Here is a 16,222-nt window from a genome sequence, read left to right on the forward strand (position 1 = left end):
GGCGCGACTCCGTTCTCCGACGTTTTCCGACCGGAGCCGCCCCACCCCACCCGACCTGCGGTCGATGGGTGTCCGGGCCGCTCCGCCCAGGGCGAGCCTACGTCAACCCTTTACCTGGCTATTACCCGGGAGAGTGAGCCGGATGCGGCAGCCGCGTATGGACTCGGCCACACCGATCGTGCCGCCGTGCAGATCCACCGCCCAGCGCGCGATAGCCAGCCCCAGACCCGTACCGCCGTCACGCTGAGTGACGCCGTTGGTGCCGCGGCCGAACCGTTCGAAGACCAGATCGCGCTGCGCCGGCGGGATGCCGGGACCCTCGTCCAGCACCTCCAGCACCAGGCCGCCCGGCTGCTGTCCCGGCCCGGCCAGCACGGTGACCGTGCCGTCGCGCGGGCTGTGCTTGATCGCGTTGTCCACCAGGTTGGTGACCACCTGATCCAGCCGCTCGGGGTCGGCGTGCGCCCGCAGCCCGGCCGCCACCTCCAGCCGCAGCCGCACATCCGTGCGGGAGTGGCCGCGGCCCATCGCCATGTGCGCGCCGTCCATCACCGCGTTCAGATACGGCTCCACCTGGAAGGAGCGCGCCGCCAGCGGCACCACCCCGTTCTCCAGCCGGGACAGGTCCAGCAACTGCTCCACCAGCCGGCCGAGCCGCTCGGTCTGCCGCAGCGCGGTGGCCATGGTCTGCGGATCGGCCTCCGAGACGCCGTCCACCACGTTCTCCAGCACGGCGCGCAGCCCCGCGATCGGGGTGCGCAGCTCGTGCGAGACGTTGGCGACCAGCTCCTTGCGGTGCCGGTCCACGGCCTGGAGGTCGGCGGCCATCCGGTTGAAGGCGTCCGCGAGGTCACCCAGCTCGTCGCGGCGCGCCACGTGCACCCGCCGCCCGTAGTCGCCGCGCGCCATCGCCCGCGAGGCGGCCGTCATCTCCAGCAGCGGCGCGGCCAGCGAGTGCGCCACGAACTGGGTGACCAGCAGTGAGGCGATGATCGCGATGATCGCGATGACCTGGAGCTCGATGTCCGAGCGGTAGGCCATCAGGATGAGCACGGTGGTGATGCCGACCGAGACGATCACCAGCCAGCCCAGGGCGGCCTTGACCGAGCGGTACGGGTCCAGCGGTCGCAGCAGCGACCAGGCCCGGCGGGTCAGCGGTGTCCCGGGCGCGGAGGCCGGGTCGGGCACCGGCTCAGCCCTCGACGGGCGCCTGCCGGGCGACCGTGGGTTCCGCGGCGAATCCGGGGGGAGTCTCCAGGGCGTACCCGACACCGTGGACGGTACGGATCCGCTCGGCTCCGATCTTTCTGCGGAGTGCCTTGACATGGCTGTCCACCGTACGGGTGCCGGAGGCGTCCGCCCAGTCCCAGACCTCGGCGAGCAGCTGTTCGCGGGTGAGCACCGCCCGGGGGAGCGGGCCAGACACATGAGCAGGTCGAACTCGGTGGGCGTGAGGTGCACGTCCTTGCCCGCCGCGCGGACCCGGCGCTGCGTGCGGTCGATCTCCAGATCGCCGAGCCGCACGCTGCCGGGGCGCGGGGTGGTGGCGGCCACCGTGGCCCGCTCCACGCGGCGCAGCAGGACATGGGTGCGGGCGACCAGTTCGCGCATGGAGAACGGCTTGGTCATGTAGTCGTCGGCGCCGACGCCCAGACCGACCAGCATGTCGGTCTCGTCGTCCCGCGCGGTGAGCATCAGCACCGGCACCGGGCGCTGGGACTGCACCCGGCGGCAGACCTCCAGGCCGTCGAAGCCGGGCAGCATGACGTCCAGGACCAGCAGGTCGGGATGCCAGGAGGCGGCGGTCTCGACGGCGGCGGGGCCGTCGGCGGCGGTCTGCACCAGGAAGCCCTCGGCGCGCAGCCGGGCGGCGATCGCCTCCACGATCGTCGGATCGTCCTCGACCACCAGGACCCGGCGCTGGGCGCCGGGGGTGCTGGCGGTGGCGGCGGTGTGGCCGGCGGCGCGCTCGTGGGTCTGCTCGTCCTGCTCGGGGGTGCCGCCCTCGTGTGCCGGCTCACCGGTCGTCGTCCGGTCGGCCGTACGGGTGTGTGTCTGGGTCATCTTCCGCCCCCGGAAAGGTCCGTTGCCGGCCGGCTGGTGCCGGCGCTCATATGGGTGTCACTGTCTTCAGGTGAAACGCTGGGTAGTACGTGCAGCGTAGAGCCCGGACCTGACATGCGGCTACGCGGATGGGCTGGCGTAATGATGGCTGGCGAGAAAGAGCACGTCGGGGACGCCTCGGGCAACCGCCACCTCTTCGGTCCTTACCGCCGTGAATCCGGCATCACGCAGGTGCCGCTCAAAAGCGGGCGAGGGCTGGGCGGACCAGATGACCAGCACGCCGCCGGGGGTGAGGGCGGCGCGGCAGGCGGCGAGCCCGGCGGCGGAATAGAGGCCCGCGTTGTCCTCGGTGACCGTCCAGTCCGGCCCGTTGTCGATGTCCAGGCACAGCGCGTCGTAGCGGCCGGGGGTCGCGCGCAGGTGGTCCAGCAGGTCGGTGTGGGCGAGTTCGGTACGGGGGTTGGCGAGCGCGGTCGCGGTGAGCGGGCGCAGCGGTCCCTCGCGGTGCCAGTCGATGACGGCGGCCTCGCGTTCGACGACGGTGATCGAGCCCCAGCGGGGTGAGCGGGCGGCCTCGTCGAGGGAGAAGCCGACGCCGAGTCCGCCGATCAGCAGGGCGGGCGCGGGGGTGCGGGTGGTGTCCAGGGCGGCGAGCGCGGCGCGGATCAGCAGGCGTTCGGAGCGGCCGTCCGAGGTGTCCATCAAGAAGGTGCCGTTGGCGATGATCTGGAGCAGCTCGCCGTGCCGCCGCAGCACCACCTCGCCGTACGGGCCCACCCGGCGGTCCAGTACCCGGGGCCGGTCGTCGTGGCTGTCGTGGCGGTGATCAGTCATGAGCCCCATCCTTGCGCAGCGGTCCGCGCGGCGGGGTGGCCCGTTGGAGGGGCGGGGCCGTCCTCGGGTGCGGACGGTGCGGGCCGTGCGGGGAGGAAGGGGCGTGGCCAAGGGAGATGCCGGGGGAGAGGCCGGATCCTCAGGGCAGGGCGAGAATCGCCGAGGCGTCGTCGTGGGCCTTGCCCCGCGGGTGGGCGGTTCCGGCGGGATCGGCCCGCTCGGCCGCCCGCACCTGACCGATCAGTGCCCGTGGTCCGTACCTTTCCAGTGTGTCGAACAGGGCGGTCCAGTCGCCCAGTCCGAAGATCTCCGTCCACCGGCTCGCGCCGTCGGTGAGCGCCGCCAGCGCGCGCACCTCCGAGCGGGGCAGCTCCCCGGTCACCGCCAGAGGTGCCACCTGCGGATCGGCCGCGGCCGTGAAGAAACCGCCCGGCGCGTTGCGCAGCCCCTCGATCCGGGCCGCCCGCCGTCCGGCGGGCGCCTCGCGCGCGGCGCGCAGCACCTGGTCGAGCCGGTCGTCCAGCACCGGTCGCACCACGCCGTCCTGACCCCTGATCAGCAGCGGGGAGTCGCACAGCACCAGGTATTCCACGGTGCGCGCCGACCAGCGCGCGCAGGCCACCGTGGCCTGCGGGGTGCGTGGGTGAGATAGTTCACACGTGCGGTGGTGAAGGGCGGCGGTACGGGTGATGGCCCGGGCCAGACACTCGGAAAGCGGGACATCCGCCAGCGAACCGGACAGCTCGACCAATGCCCCGCCGAGCCGCGAGACAAACCACGGCACCCCGTGCGCGCAGCCGTCGTCACCCGGGGGAGGGGTCACCCCGTCCAGCAGTACCAGCGTTCCCCCGTGCCCGGAGGCGGGCTGGGCCGTTCCGCAGAAGTCCTCATTGGGGCGGCCGGAATCACCCGGTTCGGATGCTGACTGAATGTACATGGCAATAGCCGTCCGTGGTCCGGGATTTGTCGGCCCATCTGGTGCAATGAACCATTAAGTACCCTGGCTCCAGCAGATCTTGTCAGGACCCCCGGCGGAATTCCAGTCGAATCGTGCGTTGCCCTGATGGGGCCTTATCCTCAGCTTGTCCACCAACCCCGGGTGTTGTTCACTCCTTCGGGTGGCCGGTTCAGGGACGCCGCCTTACCGCCCCGTCAGCGCTGGCAAGGTCGTGCTGACCCCACGCGGGCCGGCGTACCCCCCGACACGCTGGACCACCCAGCCGGCCGCTCGCCGGACGCCAGGATGAGAATGCGAGCACAGGTGCGGAACACGACACTGCGCGATCCCGCCGATCCGGCATCCCCCCGCGGCAATCGCCGACGGCGCGGCAGCCGTGTCCGCAGCAGGCTGCTCATAGGGGTCTTCCTCAGCGGAATCGCCGTGCTCGGAGCCGGTGCCCCCACCGTCATCTCGGCCGGCACCGACTACAAGGACGCCCAGCGGCTGGCCGAGGAGACCGACGTCGCCGAACGCGCCCTCGCCCTCGCCCACACCCTGGCCGACGAGCGCGACACCCTCACCGCGGCGGTGGCCGCCGCCGCCGTCAGCGGCAGCCGGCAGCCCCTGGACGCGGCCCTCACCCCGGAGAACCGGGCCCGCGCCGACCGCAAGATCACCGAGCTGCGCGCCGCACTCCCCACCGGCGCCCGCGACGCGCTCACCGACCTCACCGTGCTGCGCGAGGCGGCGGAGGCCGGTGACGCCACCCCGCTGGACATCAACGCCGGCTACACCGTGATGATCGCCGCCCTGGAGGACCTCACCCGGGACACGGCCCGCGCCACCCCGCCCGACGCCGCCGACCCCACCGCCGACGCGCTCTCCGACCTGATCCGGGCCGTCGACTCCTCCGCCGCCACCCGCGGTCTGCTGCTCGCCGCTCTGGTCGAGGAGGGCGAACAGGCCGAACTGGCCCGCCTCATCCACACCGCCCGGGCCCGCGAGGAGGCCGCCCTCGCCGACTTCACCGCGCTGGCCGGGCCCAGCGCCCGTGACGCCTACGCCGAGACCGTCGCCGGCGACGAGATCGCCGCCGCCGAGGAGTACCTCGCCGTCCTGGCGGCCGGCAGCGGCTTCACCGCCACCGACCGCGCCCTGGACCGCGTCGAGATCCACGACACCCTCGCCGCCCGCACCGACGCCCAGCGCACCGTGCTCGCCGACCTCAGCGCCGAACACACCGCCCGGCTCGCCAAAGCCCGCGACAGCGAGCTGATGGCACTGCAGATCAAGTCCGGTGTGGTGCTGGTCGCCTTCACCCTGGTCCTGGCCGTCTCCGTGCAGACCGCGCGCTCGCTCACCCGCCCGCTGGCCGCCGTACGCCTGGGCAGCAGCCGGGTCGCCGCCGACCCCACCACCCAGGAACCGGTCAAGTACACCGGGCGCAACGACGAGTTCGCCGAGGTCGTCGCCGCCGTCAACGCGCTGCACTCCCGCGCCCTGGACCTGCACCAGCGCGCCCTGGAGGCGTCCCGCGACAGCGGCGGACTGCGCGCCGAACGCGACCGGCTCCTCGCCGAACAGCAGGAGCTCGGCGCCCAGCTGCACCAGCTGCACGGCGCCGTGCACGGCATGTTCGCCGACCACGCCGAACGCATCCTCATCCTCGTCAGCGAACAGCTCTCGGTCCTGGAGGGCCTGGAGGAGCACGAGACGGACCCCGACCAGCTGGCCGTCCTGTTCTCCCTGGACCACCTGGCCGCCCGGGTCAGGCGGCACGGCGAGAACCTGCTGCTGCTGGCCGGCGCCGAGCCCGCCGTCATGCCGACCGAGCCGATGCCGCTGATCGACGTCCTGCGGGCGGCGGTCAGCGAGATAGAGCGGTACGAGGTGGTCGAGACCACCCCGCCCCCGGCCGTCCGCATCCTGGGCGTCGCCGCCCGCGACCTCAGCCACCTGCTGGCCGAACTGCTCGACAACGCCACCGCCTTCTCACCCTCCGGGGCCCGGGTCCGGCTCACCGGCTGGTGCCCCGGCGCCGGCCAGGTGCTCACCCTGCACGTCGAGGACGAGGGCCCCGGCCTGTCCGAGCAGCGCATCGCCGAACTCAACGCCCGCCTCGGTGACTCCACCACCCCGCCGGCCGGCGCCGACCTCGGCCCCGGCATCGGCATGGGCCTGTACACGGTCGCGCGGCTCGCCGCCCGGCACGGGCTCGGCTGCTGGCTGCACGCCCGCCCCGGCGGCGGCACGGTCGCCGAGGTCATCGTCCCGGCCGCGCTGGTGGAGTCCACCCCCACCGGCTACGCGCCGGTCGACGGCACCGGCGCCACCCCCGCGGTGGCCGGCACCCAGGCGATCCCCACGGTCGCCCCCGCCGATCCGTCGACGGCCCCGGCCGCGCCGGCCGACCCCGTCGCCCCGGTTCCCGCCCAGCGCGACGCCTCGGCGGTCGCGCCCGCTCCCCCCACTCACCCCAGCCACCAGGAGCACACCAGGGCGCCGGACTCGGCCGCCCCGGGAGCTGCTTCCTGGACCCCGGAGAAGACAGAGAACGGCCTGCCGGTGCGCACCCGAGGTGTCACCCCCGTAGGCTCCTTGCCGGCGTCCGAAACGCCGGATCTCACGCCCAGCCGGGGCACGGACGCCGAGGAACTACGGCGGCGGCTCGGCGGCTTCCAGCGCGGCGCCCGCGCCGGGCACCGGGATGCCGCCGCGGAGGAGGACGGTCCCGCATGACAACCCCGACAACCCCGATGAGCGATCTGCGCTGGCTGCTGACGCGGCTGGTCGAAGAGGTGCCGGGCATGCGCTCGGTGGCCGTGGTCTCGGCCGACGGCCTGCCGCTGCTGTCCAGCCAGCCCGACGCGGCGGCACGCAGCGGCTACGCCGGCCCGTACGGCGCCACCGCCGATCTCGCCACCGTGGTCTCCGGACTCGGCAGCCTCACCCGTGGCGCCGCCTCCCTCATGGAGGGTGGTGAGGTACGGCAGACCCTGGTCGCGATGGCGGGCGGCAGCCTGGTGGTGATGTCCATCAGCGACGGCTCGCTGCTCGGCGTCTACGCGGCACCGGACGCCGACATCAGCATGGTGACCTACCACATGGCCCGTTTCGTGGGCCGCGCCGGCCACCTGCTCACCCCCCAGTTGCGCGCCGAACTCCGCGCGGGCACGGCCCCGGGCACCACGGCCAGGTAAACCGGCGAAGGGCCCCGGCAGGGCCGCCCGCACGGGCGGCCCGCGCCCCACGAGGGGCGGGGCCGTACCCGGCTCCGGGCCCGTGCGGCCCGGTGGACCGCCATCACCCCGGGCCCCGGCGGGCCCGGGGCGGGCGGCAACCCGGCCGGTCTCCCCGCCCGGTCGGGCCGGAGCAACGGTCAGCAGAAGCGCCTCACGCGTGGTCGTAGCCGCTGTCCGCACCCTCGCTCGCCCACGCGGGCAGGTCTGGCGGCGTCCACGACGACAACGGCTCCGCCCCCGGATCCGGACGCACCGCGCCCAGCGGCGGATTGGCCGCCAGCGGCGACACCTTCACCTCGGCCCCCGGCCGCGGCGCGTGGATCACCATGCCGTCCCCCGCGTACAGCCCCACATGGGTGGCGTCCTCGAAGTACACCACCAGATCACCGGGCCGCAGCGCGTCCAGCTCCACCCGCTCCAGCTCCCCCCACTGCTGCTGCGAGGTGCGCGGAACGGCCAACCCCGCCCCCAGCGTCCACGCCTGCATGGTCAGCCCCGAGCAGTCGAAGGAGTCCGGGCCCTCCGCGCCCCACTCGTACGGCTTGCCGAGCTGCTCGATCGCGTACTCCAGCGCCTTCGCACCCTGGGCGGACGGCGCCCGCCCCAGATCCTCACCCAGCGTGCCACCGGCCAGCAGCCGCTCCTGGGCGCGCTGCGTCTCGGAGCGCTCCAGCGCCGCCAGTTCGGACAGCTCGTCACCCGAGAGCCCCACCAGCAGCGCCTCGACCTCGTCGAGACGCTCCGTCACCTCGTCCCGCTGCCGCTCCCGCTCCTGGGCGAGCGCCTGCTGGGCGTCCAGCGCCGCCCGCGCCTCGCCGGCCAGCTCGCCCTCGTGCCGCTCGCCGTTCTCCAGCCGCTCCAGCGTCGCCGCCGCCTGATCCGCCGCCCGGGCCACGGTGGCCGCGCCCGCCAGCTCACGCTCCGGGTCGGCGCCCAGCAGCAGCCGCAGGTGGGCGGGGAGCACCAGGCCACCGCCCCGGTACTGCTCGCGGGCGAGCGCTCCGATCGCCTCATGCGTGGCGGCCAGCTCCGTACGAGTGTCCGCCAGTTCGTGGGACAGCTCCGCGACCCGTTCGCTCTGGTCGCGCAGCCGCTCCTCCGTCGCGTTGTACGCCTCGGTGGCCGCGCCGGCCCGCTCGTACAGCGTGCGCAGCTCCGCCAGCAGCGCGCTCACACTCGGCGGACCGGCGTCCACCGGTTCGGCGCGGGCGACCGGGGCGGCCAGGGTGAGGACGGCGAGCACCAGGGAGAACAGCGGCCGGGACCTGAGCGTCATGGCCCGATCATCGGCCGCCGACGCGGGCGCGGCCCGCCGGACAGGTCCGGATGAGTGAGCGGGCGGCTACGGTGCGTCAGGGGGCAGAGCGGCGCCGCCACGGCCAGCGCGGGCCGCCGGACGGACGGCCCTCGGGGTCGTACACGTACATCCAGCCGCGCGGCACCCGCAGCCGCTTGGTGTACCCGGCGGCCTCCAGCCGGTAGACGTGCACCACGGTCGGCCCGCCGTCCGCGTCCGGCACCGGCACCTCGTACGTCTTCGGCGGTTTGCCGGTGGGCCCCAGCAGCACGGGCAGCGTACGGCCGTCCAGGGGCCCACCGACGAACGCGGTCTCCTCGCTCTTCACACCGGCCAGTCTCCCAGCCGGCCGTCCCGGCTCAGAACCGCAGATAGCGGGTGGGCTCGGAGGCCGGGATGGTGCGGATGTTCAGCCGGTTCGGCTGCTGGTTGTTGAACGAACTGCGCCAGTTGTACTCGTGCACCTCGACCGTGCCATTACCGTGCACCGCCGTCACATAGGCGACATGCCCCGCCGAGCCGGCCCCGGCGTGGTGGGCCGCCCACTGCGCGACATCCCCCACCCGGGGCGTGGCCGTGGTGCGCGGCGCCGTCCACTCGCCGGCGTCGCCCAGGAAGTCGGGCGAGGCCCGGCGCGCCAGGCCGTCCGACCGTATCGCCCAGGCCGTGAACGAGACGCAGGACGCCCGGTAGTAGCCGTGCCCGTCCGTGCTGCGGGGGTTGTCGCCCCGCCACGGATAGTGGAAGGAATCCGCGAGGGTGGCGGCCGACGCGGTGGCGGATGCCGCCATCGCGGTGGTGGCGGGGAGTGTGGTGACGCCGGCGGAGGTGAACGCCGTGACCGCGAGGAGGGTCGCCACCATCCGGCGGCGGACCGTACGGGGCTTGCGCATAGAGGGTGACCAGCTCCTTCCCGTGCGGGGTGATGACCGTCACCACCCCTTCCCCTGAGCGGGCGCCGAAGCCTACCCTCGTCCGTATGTCCGCACCCGCCCGCAAACTGCGCCTCGCGCTGTTCGCGAACTCGGCCTGGTGCGTTGACGACGGTCTGTGTAGCCGCTGACGCCTTTCCCGGCCCCCGCGCACCCCCCCCGCCGCTCCTTTCGCGCCCCGCTCCCCCTCGCACCGCCGCCGTCGCCCGGCGGCGCGGGCGCCCCGTACGACCCGGAGACCACTGTGACCACCGCCCCGCCCGAGGCCGAACCCGGACCGCGGACCCTCCCCGCCACCACCTGGCTCACCCCCGCTCCCACCTCCCTCCCCACGCCGCCCGCCCCCGAGGCCCCGTCGGTGCGCCGCGGCCCGCTGGCCGCCTTCGGCGTCATCGGCGCCGCCCTCACCGCTTACGTGTGGTCCGAGCACGGCGCCCAGCAGGGCGTCCTGCTGCTGCTCGGTCTGGGTCTGGGCTTCGCCCTCTTCCACTCGCGGTTCGGCTTCACCTCCGCCTGGCGCCAGCTGGTGGCGGTCGGCAACGGCGCGGGGCTGCGGGCCCACGCGCTGCTGCTGGGCACCACCGCCACCCTGTTCGCGGTCATCATCGGCACCGGCACCGGGCTGTTCGGCTCGGTGCCCGCGCCGTCCGCCGGGAAGATCGGGCTCGGGCTGCTGATCGGCTCGTTCGTCTTCGCCATCGGCATGCAACTGGGCGGCGCCTGCGCCTCCGGCACGCTGTTCGCGGTCGGCTCGGGACAGTCCTCCATCGTGCTCACCCTGGGCGGCTTCATCGTCGGCTCCACCCTCGCCGCCTGGCAGTTCGACCTGTGGCGCGACCTGCCCGCCTACGACGCGGTGCTGCTCTCCGACCACGTCGGCTGGCTCGGATCGTGGGCCATCACGCTCGCCGCGCTCGGCGCGATCGTGGCCCTCACCCGGTTCGTCCAGGCCCGCCGCAACCCGCCGCCGGTGGGCGTGGTGCCCACCTCCAGGGGCCTGGCCCGTACGGTGCGCGGTTCGTGGCCGCTGGCGGCCGGCGCCCTGGTGCTGGCGGTGCTGGGCGCCGGAGTGCTGCTGGTCTCGGGCGGCGCCTGGGGCATCACCAGCGCCTTCGCGCTGTGGGGCTCCAAGATCGTCGGTGCGCTCGGCGGGAGCCCGGAGAACTGGAGCTTCTGGCAGCAGCAGGGCACGTACGGCAATCCGGTGCTCGCCGACAAGAACAGCCTCACCGACATCGGCATCATGCTCGGCGCCGGTGTGGCGGCGGCGCTCGGCGGCACCTGGGCCCTGCACCGGGGCATACCCGCCCGGACGGCGCTGGCGGCGGTACTCGGCGGCATCCTGATGGGCATCGGCGCCCGGCTGGCCGGCGGCTGCAACATCGGCGCCTACCTGGCGGGCATCGCCTCCGGCAGTCTGCACGGCTGGATCTGGGGCGCGGTCGCCCTGCTGGGCACCTGGGCCGGGCTGAAGCTGCGGCCGGTGTTCGGTCTGGCCAACCCCCGGCCGAAGGACAGCGTCTGCTGAACCGGGGCCGCTCCCGGAGCTGTTCCGCATCCGCATCCGCTTCCCGTCCCGACCTCGAACCCGACCCGTGGGGGTGGCGTCCGGCCCCTCGCCGCGCCGCCCCCCCGACCGGTCTCCCGGTATCAGCCGCTGGGCGACATGACGCTGAACGTCCGCTCGATGAGCCCTTCCAGCTGGCCGCCCGGCGGCTCCAGCGCTGCGGCCCCGCGCAGCACACTCGCGGTCTGCTCGTCCCGGCCGGCGGTCACCAGCAACTGGGCCACGAACTGGTCCATCAGCCAGTCCCGCAGCTCATCGAGCTCGGGCTCCTTTTCCTCGTCCAGCCAGATCAGCGAGGCCGCCTCCACCGTGGTGATCCAGGTGCGCACCACCATCAGCAGCCGTGGCCCCGGCTCGGCGACCTGCATGTGCAGGAGTAACTGCCGGGCGGCGGCGAGCCGTACCCGGTCCACGATCGCGGAGGTGCGGGAGGTGCGCACCACGCTGCCGCCCTTGAGGAGCGCGACGAAGCCCTCGTCATGCTGGTCGACGAAGGCCAGATAACGGTCCAGGCCCTGCCCGAGCCGCCGGCTGAGCGGCCCCTCCTGCGGTACGGCGAAGGACTCCTCCAACTGCTCGGCGGCGTTGCGCAGGGCCGCCTCGTACAACTGCTGCTTGCCGCCGGGGAAGTAGCGGTAGACCAGCGGCCGGGAGACACCGGCCTCCCGGGCCACGTCGTCCAGCGAGACATCCTCGGGCAGGGCGCGGGCGAACAGCCGCTGGGCGCTGGCGATCAGCTGTGCATGACGCTCCTCGATGCTGAGTCTGCGATAGGCCGGTCCGGTGAGGGCGGGGCGGCTGTTCATAACCTGAAGAGTAGTCCGCTGAAAGGGTGTCAGGGGCCCCGGTTCCGATCCCCGGTGCAGCCGGCGGACCCTCTCTCGTGACATACCCGCGCCCAGTGGCGACCTGAGGGGGCGCCAGGAATGGAAGCGCTCCCACCCCTGACCGGCGCGTTTCTCGTCCCCGACCTAGCCGCCCGGCCCCTGCCCCCACCCGCCGGGCGCCGGATGCCCCTGCTGCGACGTGAGCATCCGCACCATGCGGCTCACATCCGACGGCGACAGCATCCCCACCACCACGCCGTCGTCGACCACCACGATCCGCCGCGCGGCACCGTTCTCCATCCGGGGCAGCACATCGGAGATCGGCTCATCGGGCCCCACCACCTGCGTGTTCTCCATCGACTGCATGATCTCCGCCATCGTCGTGGATTCCCGCTCCTGCGCCGGCACCTGACCCGCCTGCTCCAGGGTCACCAGACCCACCGGCCGGCCGGGCCCGCCCTCCGGCACCACTTCCACCACCGGGAACGCCGAGTGGCGTGAGCGCATCAGCACATCCGACAGGAACTCCGACACCCGCATCCCGGCCGGTACGGTCACCGGTTCGCGTGACATCGTCTGCCGCACCGGCACGCCCGCCAGCACCTCCCGCAGCCGCGCCTGACGGCCCTCCGCCGAGGCGGCCATCACCAGGAACCAGCCGATCAGCGCCAGCCACAGCCCGCCGAAGTAGGTCGTGAACAGGAAGGAGACCAGACCGAACGCCACCAGCAGCCAGCCGAAGACCTGCCCGGCCCGTGCCGCGCCCTCCGTCGCCCGCAGCCGGTCGCCGCCGCGCCGCCACAAGAACGCCCGCAGCAGCCGCCCGCCGTCCAGCGGGGCGGCCGGGATGGCGTTGAAGACCGCGAGCAGGATGTTGATCGCCGCCAGCCAGACCACGCCCTCCACCACGGGACCTGACCCGGACAGGGCGTACAGCAGCCACGCCAGCAGCGCGAACACCCCGCCCAGGATCAGGCTCACCAGCGGCCCGACCCCGGCGATCCGCAGATCGGCGCCGGGATTCGGCGCCTCCGTACGGATCCGGGTGGCCCCGCCCAGCAGCCACAGCACGATGTCGTCGACCGCGACCCCGTTGCGCCGGGCCACCACCGCGTGCGCCAGCTCGTGCGCGAGCAGCGAGGCGAAGAAGATCACGGCGGTGACGAGGCCGATCAGCGTGTACAGGGGCCACGCGTGCCCGGGGTGGGTCTGCGGCAGCCGCCCGGCCGCGAGCCCGAACGCGATCAGGGCGAAGATCAGCACCACACTCCAGTGCACTCCGACCCTGATCCCGAGAATCCGCCCCAGCGGGAAGGTCGCCCGCACGGCCTGCCTCCTTCCGTACCCGGTCAGGAAACGGCCGGGTACCCGCACTGCGAAAACCCACGCACCTGCCTAGACTCGGAATCGTGGCCCGGCCCAATGAGGAGGTCGAGGCGCTGCTCAACGAGTACGCCGACCTGCTCGCCATCACCGGCGGAGACGCGTTCAAGGCACGCGCCTACGAAAAGGCGGCACGCGCCGTCGGCGGCTACCACACGGACATCTCGCGTCTGGACGGCAAAGGGCTGCGGGAGATTCCCGGTGTCGGTAAGTCCATCGCCGACAAGGTCGAGGAGTATCTGCGCACCGGCCACATGAAAACGGTGGACGAACGCCGCGCCGCCATCCCCGGCGGGGTCCGCGAACTCATCACCATCCCCACCCTGGGCCCGAAGAAGGCCATGCTGCTCTACGAGGAACTGGGCATCTCCTCGATCGACGCGCTGGTGGGGGCCATCGAGCAGGACCGGTTGCGGGACCTGAAGGGCTTCGGCCGCAAGACGCAGGACAACATCCTGCACGGGGTGGAACTCATGCAGCAGGCCGGGGACCGCATCCTGCTGAGCGCCGCGACGGACATCGCCGAGGAGACGGTGACCGCGCTGCGCGAGGCGACCGGCTGTGACCCGCGGCGGTGCGTGTACGCGGGCTCGCTGCGGCGGATGCGGGAAACCATCGGCGACATCGACATCCTGGTCGCCTCGGAGGAACCCGCCGCGGTCATGGACGCGTTCATCGCCCTGCCGCACACGGCCGAGGTGATCGCGCACGGCGAGAAGAAGACATCGGTCCGTACGGTGAAGGGCCTGCAACTCGACCTGCGCGTGCTGCCCCCCGATTCCTGGGGCGCCGGGCTGCAATACTTCACCGGTTCGCAGGCCCACAACATCAGGACCCGGGAAATCGCCGTCCGCAAAGGGCTGAAGCTCTCGGAGTACGGCCTGTTCCACGCGAAGTCGGGGCGCAGAAAGGCCGCCGGGACCGAGGAGGAGATCTACGCGGCGCTCGGCCTCCCCTGGATTCCGCCCACCCTGCGCGAGGACCGGGGCGAGGTCGCGGCGGGGCTGCGCGGCGAACTGCCGGACCTGGTCACCGAGGCCGACCTGCGCGGTGATCTGCACACCCACACCGACCTCACCGACGGGCTGTCCTCCCTGGCGGACATGGTCGCCGCGGCGGCGGGGCGCGGCTACACGTACTACGCGGTGACGGACCACGCCCCCAAGCTGTACATGCAGCGGATGACGGACGAGAAGATCCTGCGGCAGCGCGAAGAGCTGCGTGCGCTGGCCGCCCGCCACCGGAAGCTGCGGCTGCTGCACGGCACGGAACTCAACATCGACCCGGACGGCGAAGTGGACTGGCCGGGGGAGTTCCTGGCGGACTTCGACCTGTGCGTGGCCTCGATCCACTCGCACTTCACCCTGGACCGCACGGCGCAGACGCGGCGGCTGATCCGGGCGTGCGAGAACCCGTACATCAACATCATCGGCCACCCGACGACCCGCCAGATCGGCCGCCGGCCGCCCATCGACGCCGACCTGGACGCGGTCTTCGAGGCCTGCGCCCGCACCGGGACGGCGCTGGAGATCAACTCCCACCCGCACCGCCTGGACCTGAACGACGAGCACATCCTGCGGGCCAAGCACTACGGAGCGGTCTTCGCCATCGACAGCGACGCCCACTCCACCACTCACCTGGCGCACACCCGCTACGGCGTGGGCACCGCGCAGCGCGGCTGGCTGACCCCGGACGACGTGATCAACACCTGGACGTGGCAGCGCCTGAAGGCTTTCCTGTCCCGCAAACGGCGCGGCTAGTCAGTACGGCTAGGCCGCCTCTTCCACCGCGCCGCTGCCGCCCGCCGCCCCTGGGAGGTGGGCCAGGAACCAGTCACGGGCGAGTTCCGCGACCTCCGACAGGGCGCCGGGCTCCTCGAAGAGGTGGGTCGCCCCGGGGACGACCGTCAGGCGGGTCTCGCAGCGCAACCGCTCCTGCGCACGGCGGTTCAGTTCGATCACCGTCTCGTCCCGCCCGCCGACGATCAGCAGCGTCGGTGCCCTGACCGCCGACAAGCGCGGCCCCGCCAGGTCCGGGCGCCCGCCGCGCGAGACCACGGCCGCGATCGCGTCGTCGTCCCGTTCGGCCGCCGCCCACAGCGCCGCCGCCGCGCCGGTGCTGGCGCCGAAGTAGCCGATCGGCAGCTCCGGATGGCGCTCCCGCAGCCAGTCGGTCGCCTCGCGCAACCGGCGGGCCAGCAGCCGGGTGTCGAAGACGTTCGCGCGGTCGGACTCCTCCTCGCCCGTCAGCAGGTCGAACAGCAGGGTCCCGAAGCCGGCCTGCCGCATGGCCTCGGCGACCATGCGGTTGCGCGGGCTGAGCCGGCTGCTGCCGCTGCCGTGCACGAACATCACCACCCCGGTGGCGCCCACCGGGACCAGCAGTTCACCCTTCAACGTGCGCTGTCCGCCCGCCAGGTCCTCCACCGGGATGCCGCCCGGCTCCGGACGGGCGTGCCGCAGGCACGCGATGACCTCCCGGTCCGTCGTCGGCGCGAAGTCCTCGTAGAACTGCCCGACCGCCGCGAAGTCCACCGGGGTCTGCGGGCAGATCATCTCGTCCGCGTCGCGCCCCACCCGGCTCGTCCAGTCCGGCGGCGCCACCGGCACCGCGAGCACCACCCGCGCCGCCCCGCGCTCCCGCGCCGAGCGGCAGGCCGCGCGGGCGCTGGCCCCGGTGGCCATGCCGTCGTCCACGACCAGGGCCGTCCGGCCGCGCAGCGACAGCCGCCGCGCTCCGCCCCGGTAGATGTGGGCCCGCCGTTCCAGCTCGACGCGCTCCGTACGCTCCACGTCCGCCAGCTCACGGTCGGTGATGTGCGCGCCGCGGATCACCTGGTCGTTGATGACCCGGGCACCGTCCTCCCCGATGGCCCCCATGGCGACCTCCGGCTGGAACGGCACGCCCAGCTTGCGCACCACTCCCACGTCCAGCGGCGCCCACAGGGCCTTGGCGACCTCGGCGGCGACCGGCACCCCACCCCGGGACAGGCCGATGACGACCACGTCCTCGTCCCGCAGATGGGCCACGGCGGCGGCCACCCGCCGTCCCGCGTCGAGCCGGTTCACGAACGTCATGGCTCACACCTCCTCGCGCTCCCCTCTTCCATGGCACCACTTCGCCCCCCTTTCCGCAC

At 73.3% G+C, this 16,222-nt stretch carries 13 protein-coding genes and 1 pseudogene; 4 read left to right on the forward strand and 10 right to left on the reverse strand.

Annotation, left to right across the window (positions count from 1 at the left end):
- Nucleotides 1–102: 102 nt before the first annotated feature.
- From SXIM_RS20020 to SXIM_RS20035, 4 genes and pseudogenes are all read right to left on the reverse strand, one after another.
- Nucleotides 103–1,188 carry a sensor histidine kinase gene (locus SXIM_RS20020; RefSeq protein WP_030733481.1) on the reverse strand — a complete coding sequence of 362 codons (1,086 nt, stop codon included), beginning with the start codon at nt 1,186–1,188 and terminating at the stop codon, nt 103–105.
- Nucleotides 1,189–1,192: 4 nt separating this feature from the next.
- Nucleotides 1,193–2,064, reverse strand: a pseudogene (locus SXIM_RS20025) (response regulator transcription factor).
- 120 nt (nt 2,065–2,184) lie between these two features.
- Nucleotides 2,185–2,898, reverse strand: coding sequence for a spermine/spermidine synthase domain-containing protein (locus SXIM_RS20030; protein ID WP_030733484.1), 714 nt, complete (start codon nt 2,896–2,898; stop codon nt 2,185–2,187).
- A gap of 139 nt (nt 2,899–3,037) precedes the next feature.
- Nucleotides 3,038–3,835, reverse strand: a complete 798-nt coding sequence (locus tag SXIM_RS20035; RefSeq protein WP_030733487.1) for a protein phosphatase 2C domain-containing protein — start codon at nt 3,833–3,835, stop codon at nt 3,038–3,040.
- A gap of 306 nt (nt 3,836–4,141) precedes the next feature.
- Here SXIM_RS20035 and SXIM_RS20040 point away from each other — a divergent pair, with 306 nt between their 5' ends.
- Together SXIM_RS20040 and SXIM_RS20045 are read left to right on the forward strand one after the other, a co-directional pair.
- Nucleotides 4,142–6,577 (forward strand): sensor histidine kinase, encoded by a 2,436-nt coding sequence (locus tag SXIM_RS20040; protein ID WP_168222782.1) that lies wholly within the window; start codon nt 4,142–4,144, stop codon nt 6,575–6,577.
- Nucleotides 6,574–7,038, forward strand: coding sequence for a roadblock/LC7 domain-containing protein (locus SXIM_RS20045; RefSeq protein WP_030733490.1), 465 nt, complete (start codon nt 6,574–6,576; stop codon nt 7,036–7,038). Before SXIM_RS20040 ends, SXIM_RS20045 begins: the two co-directional genes overlap by 4 nt.
- A 193-nt stretch (nt 7,039–7,231) precedes the next feature.
- Here SXIM_RS20045 and SXIM_RS20050 read toward each other — a convergent pair whose 3' ends face one another.
- The 3 genes from SXIM_RS20050 to SXIM_RS20060 all read right to left on the reverse strand — a co-directional run bounded on the left by SXIM_RS20050 (nt 7,232) and on the right by SXIM_RS20060 (nt 9,270).
- On the reverse strand, nt 7,232–8,356 hold the full coding sequence (locus tag SXIM_RS20050) for a C40 family peptidase (protein ID WP_053116262.1): 1,125 nt from the start codon (nt 8,354–8,356) through the stop codon (nt 7,232–7,234).
- A gap of 76 nt (nt 8,357–8,432) precedes the next feature.
- Entirely contained in the window at nt 8,433–8,705 is a 273-nt protein-coding gene (locus SXIM_RS20055; RefSeq protein ID WP_046724805.1) for a hypothetical protein, read from the reverse strand.
- A gap of 31 nt (nt 8,706–8,736) precedes the next feature.
- Nucleotides 8,737–9,270 (reverse strand): CHAP domain-containing protein, encoded by a 534-nt coding sequence (locus SXIM_RS20060; RefSeq protein ID WP_030733497.1) that lies wholly within the window; start codon nt 9,268–9,270, stop codon nt 8,737–8,739.
- Nucleotides 9,271–9,553: 283 nt separating this feature from the next.
- Between SXIM_RS20060 and SXIM_RS20065 the strand changes: the two genes are divergently transcribed.
- A complete protein-coding gene (locus SXIM_RS20065) occupies nt 9,554–10,837 on the forward strand; it encodes a YeeE/YedE family protein (protein WP_030733498.1) in 1,284 nt (427 codons plus the stop codon).
- Nucleotides 10,838–10,959: 122 nt separating this feature from the next.
- Here the strand turns inward: SXIM_RS20065 and SXIM_RS20070 are convergent, their stop codons facing one another.
- Both SXIM_RS20070 and SXIM_RS20075 read right to left on the reverse strand, forming a co-directional pair.
- Nucleotides 10,960–11,682 carry a TetR/AcrR family transcriptional regulator gene (locus tag SXIM_RS20070; RefSeq protein WP_030733500.1) on the reverse strand — a complete coding sequence of 241 codons (723 nt, stop codon included), beginning with the start codon at nt 11,680–11,682 and terminating at the stop codon, nt 10,960–10,962.
- 165 nt (nt 11,683–11,847) lie between these two features.
- Nucleotides 11,848–13,029: a site-2 protease family protein gene (locus tag SXIM_RS20075; protein ID WP_053116263.1), complete on the reverse strand. Its 1,182-nt coding sequence runs from the start codon at nt 13,027–13,029 to the stop codon at nt 11,848–11,850.
- Between the two features lie 83 nt (nt 13,030–13,112).
- Here SXIM_RS20075 and polX point away from each other — a divergent pair, with 83 nt between their 5' ends.
- Entirely contained in the window at nt 13,113–14,846 is a 1,734-nt protein-coding gene (polX, locus tag SXIM_RS20080) for a DNA polymerase/3'-5' exonuclease PolX (RefSeq protein WP_030733502.1), read from the forward strand.
- A 9-nt stretch (nt 14,847–14,855) separates the two neighbouring features.
- On the opposite strand, the gene SXIM_RS20085 is transcribed toward polX, so the two are convergent.
- Nucleotides 14,856–16,163, reverse strand: coding sequence for an alpha/beta fold hydrolase (locus SXIM_RS20085; protein ID WP_046724806.1), 1,308 nt, complete (start codon nt 16,161–16,163; stop codon nt 14,856–14,858).
- Between the last annotated feature and the right edge of the window lie 59 nt (nt 16,164–16,222).

Source organism: Streptomyces xiamenensis (assembly GCF_000993785.3).
Lineage (GTDB): Bacteria > Actinomycetota > Actinomycetes > Streptomycetales > Streptomycetaceae > Streptomyces > Streptomyces xiamenensis.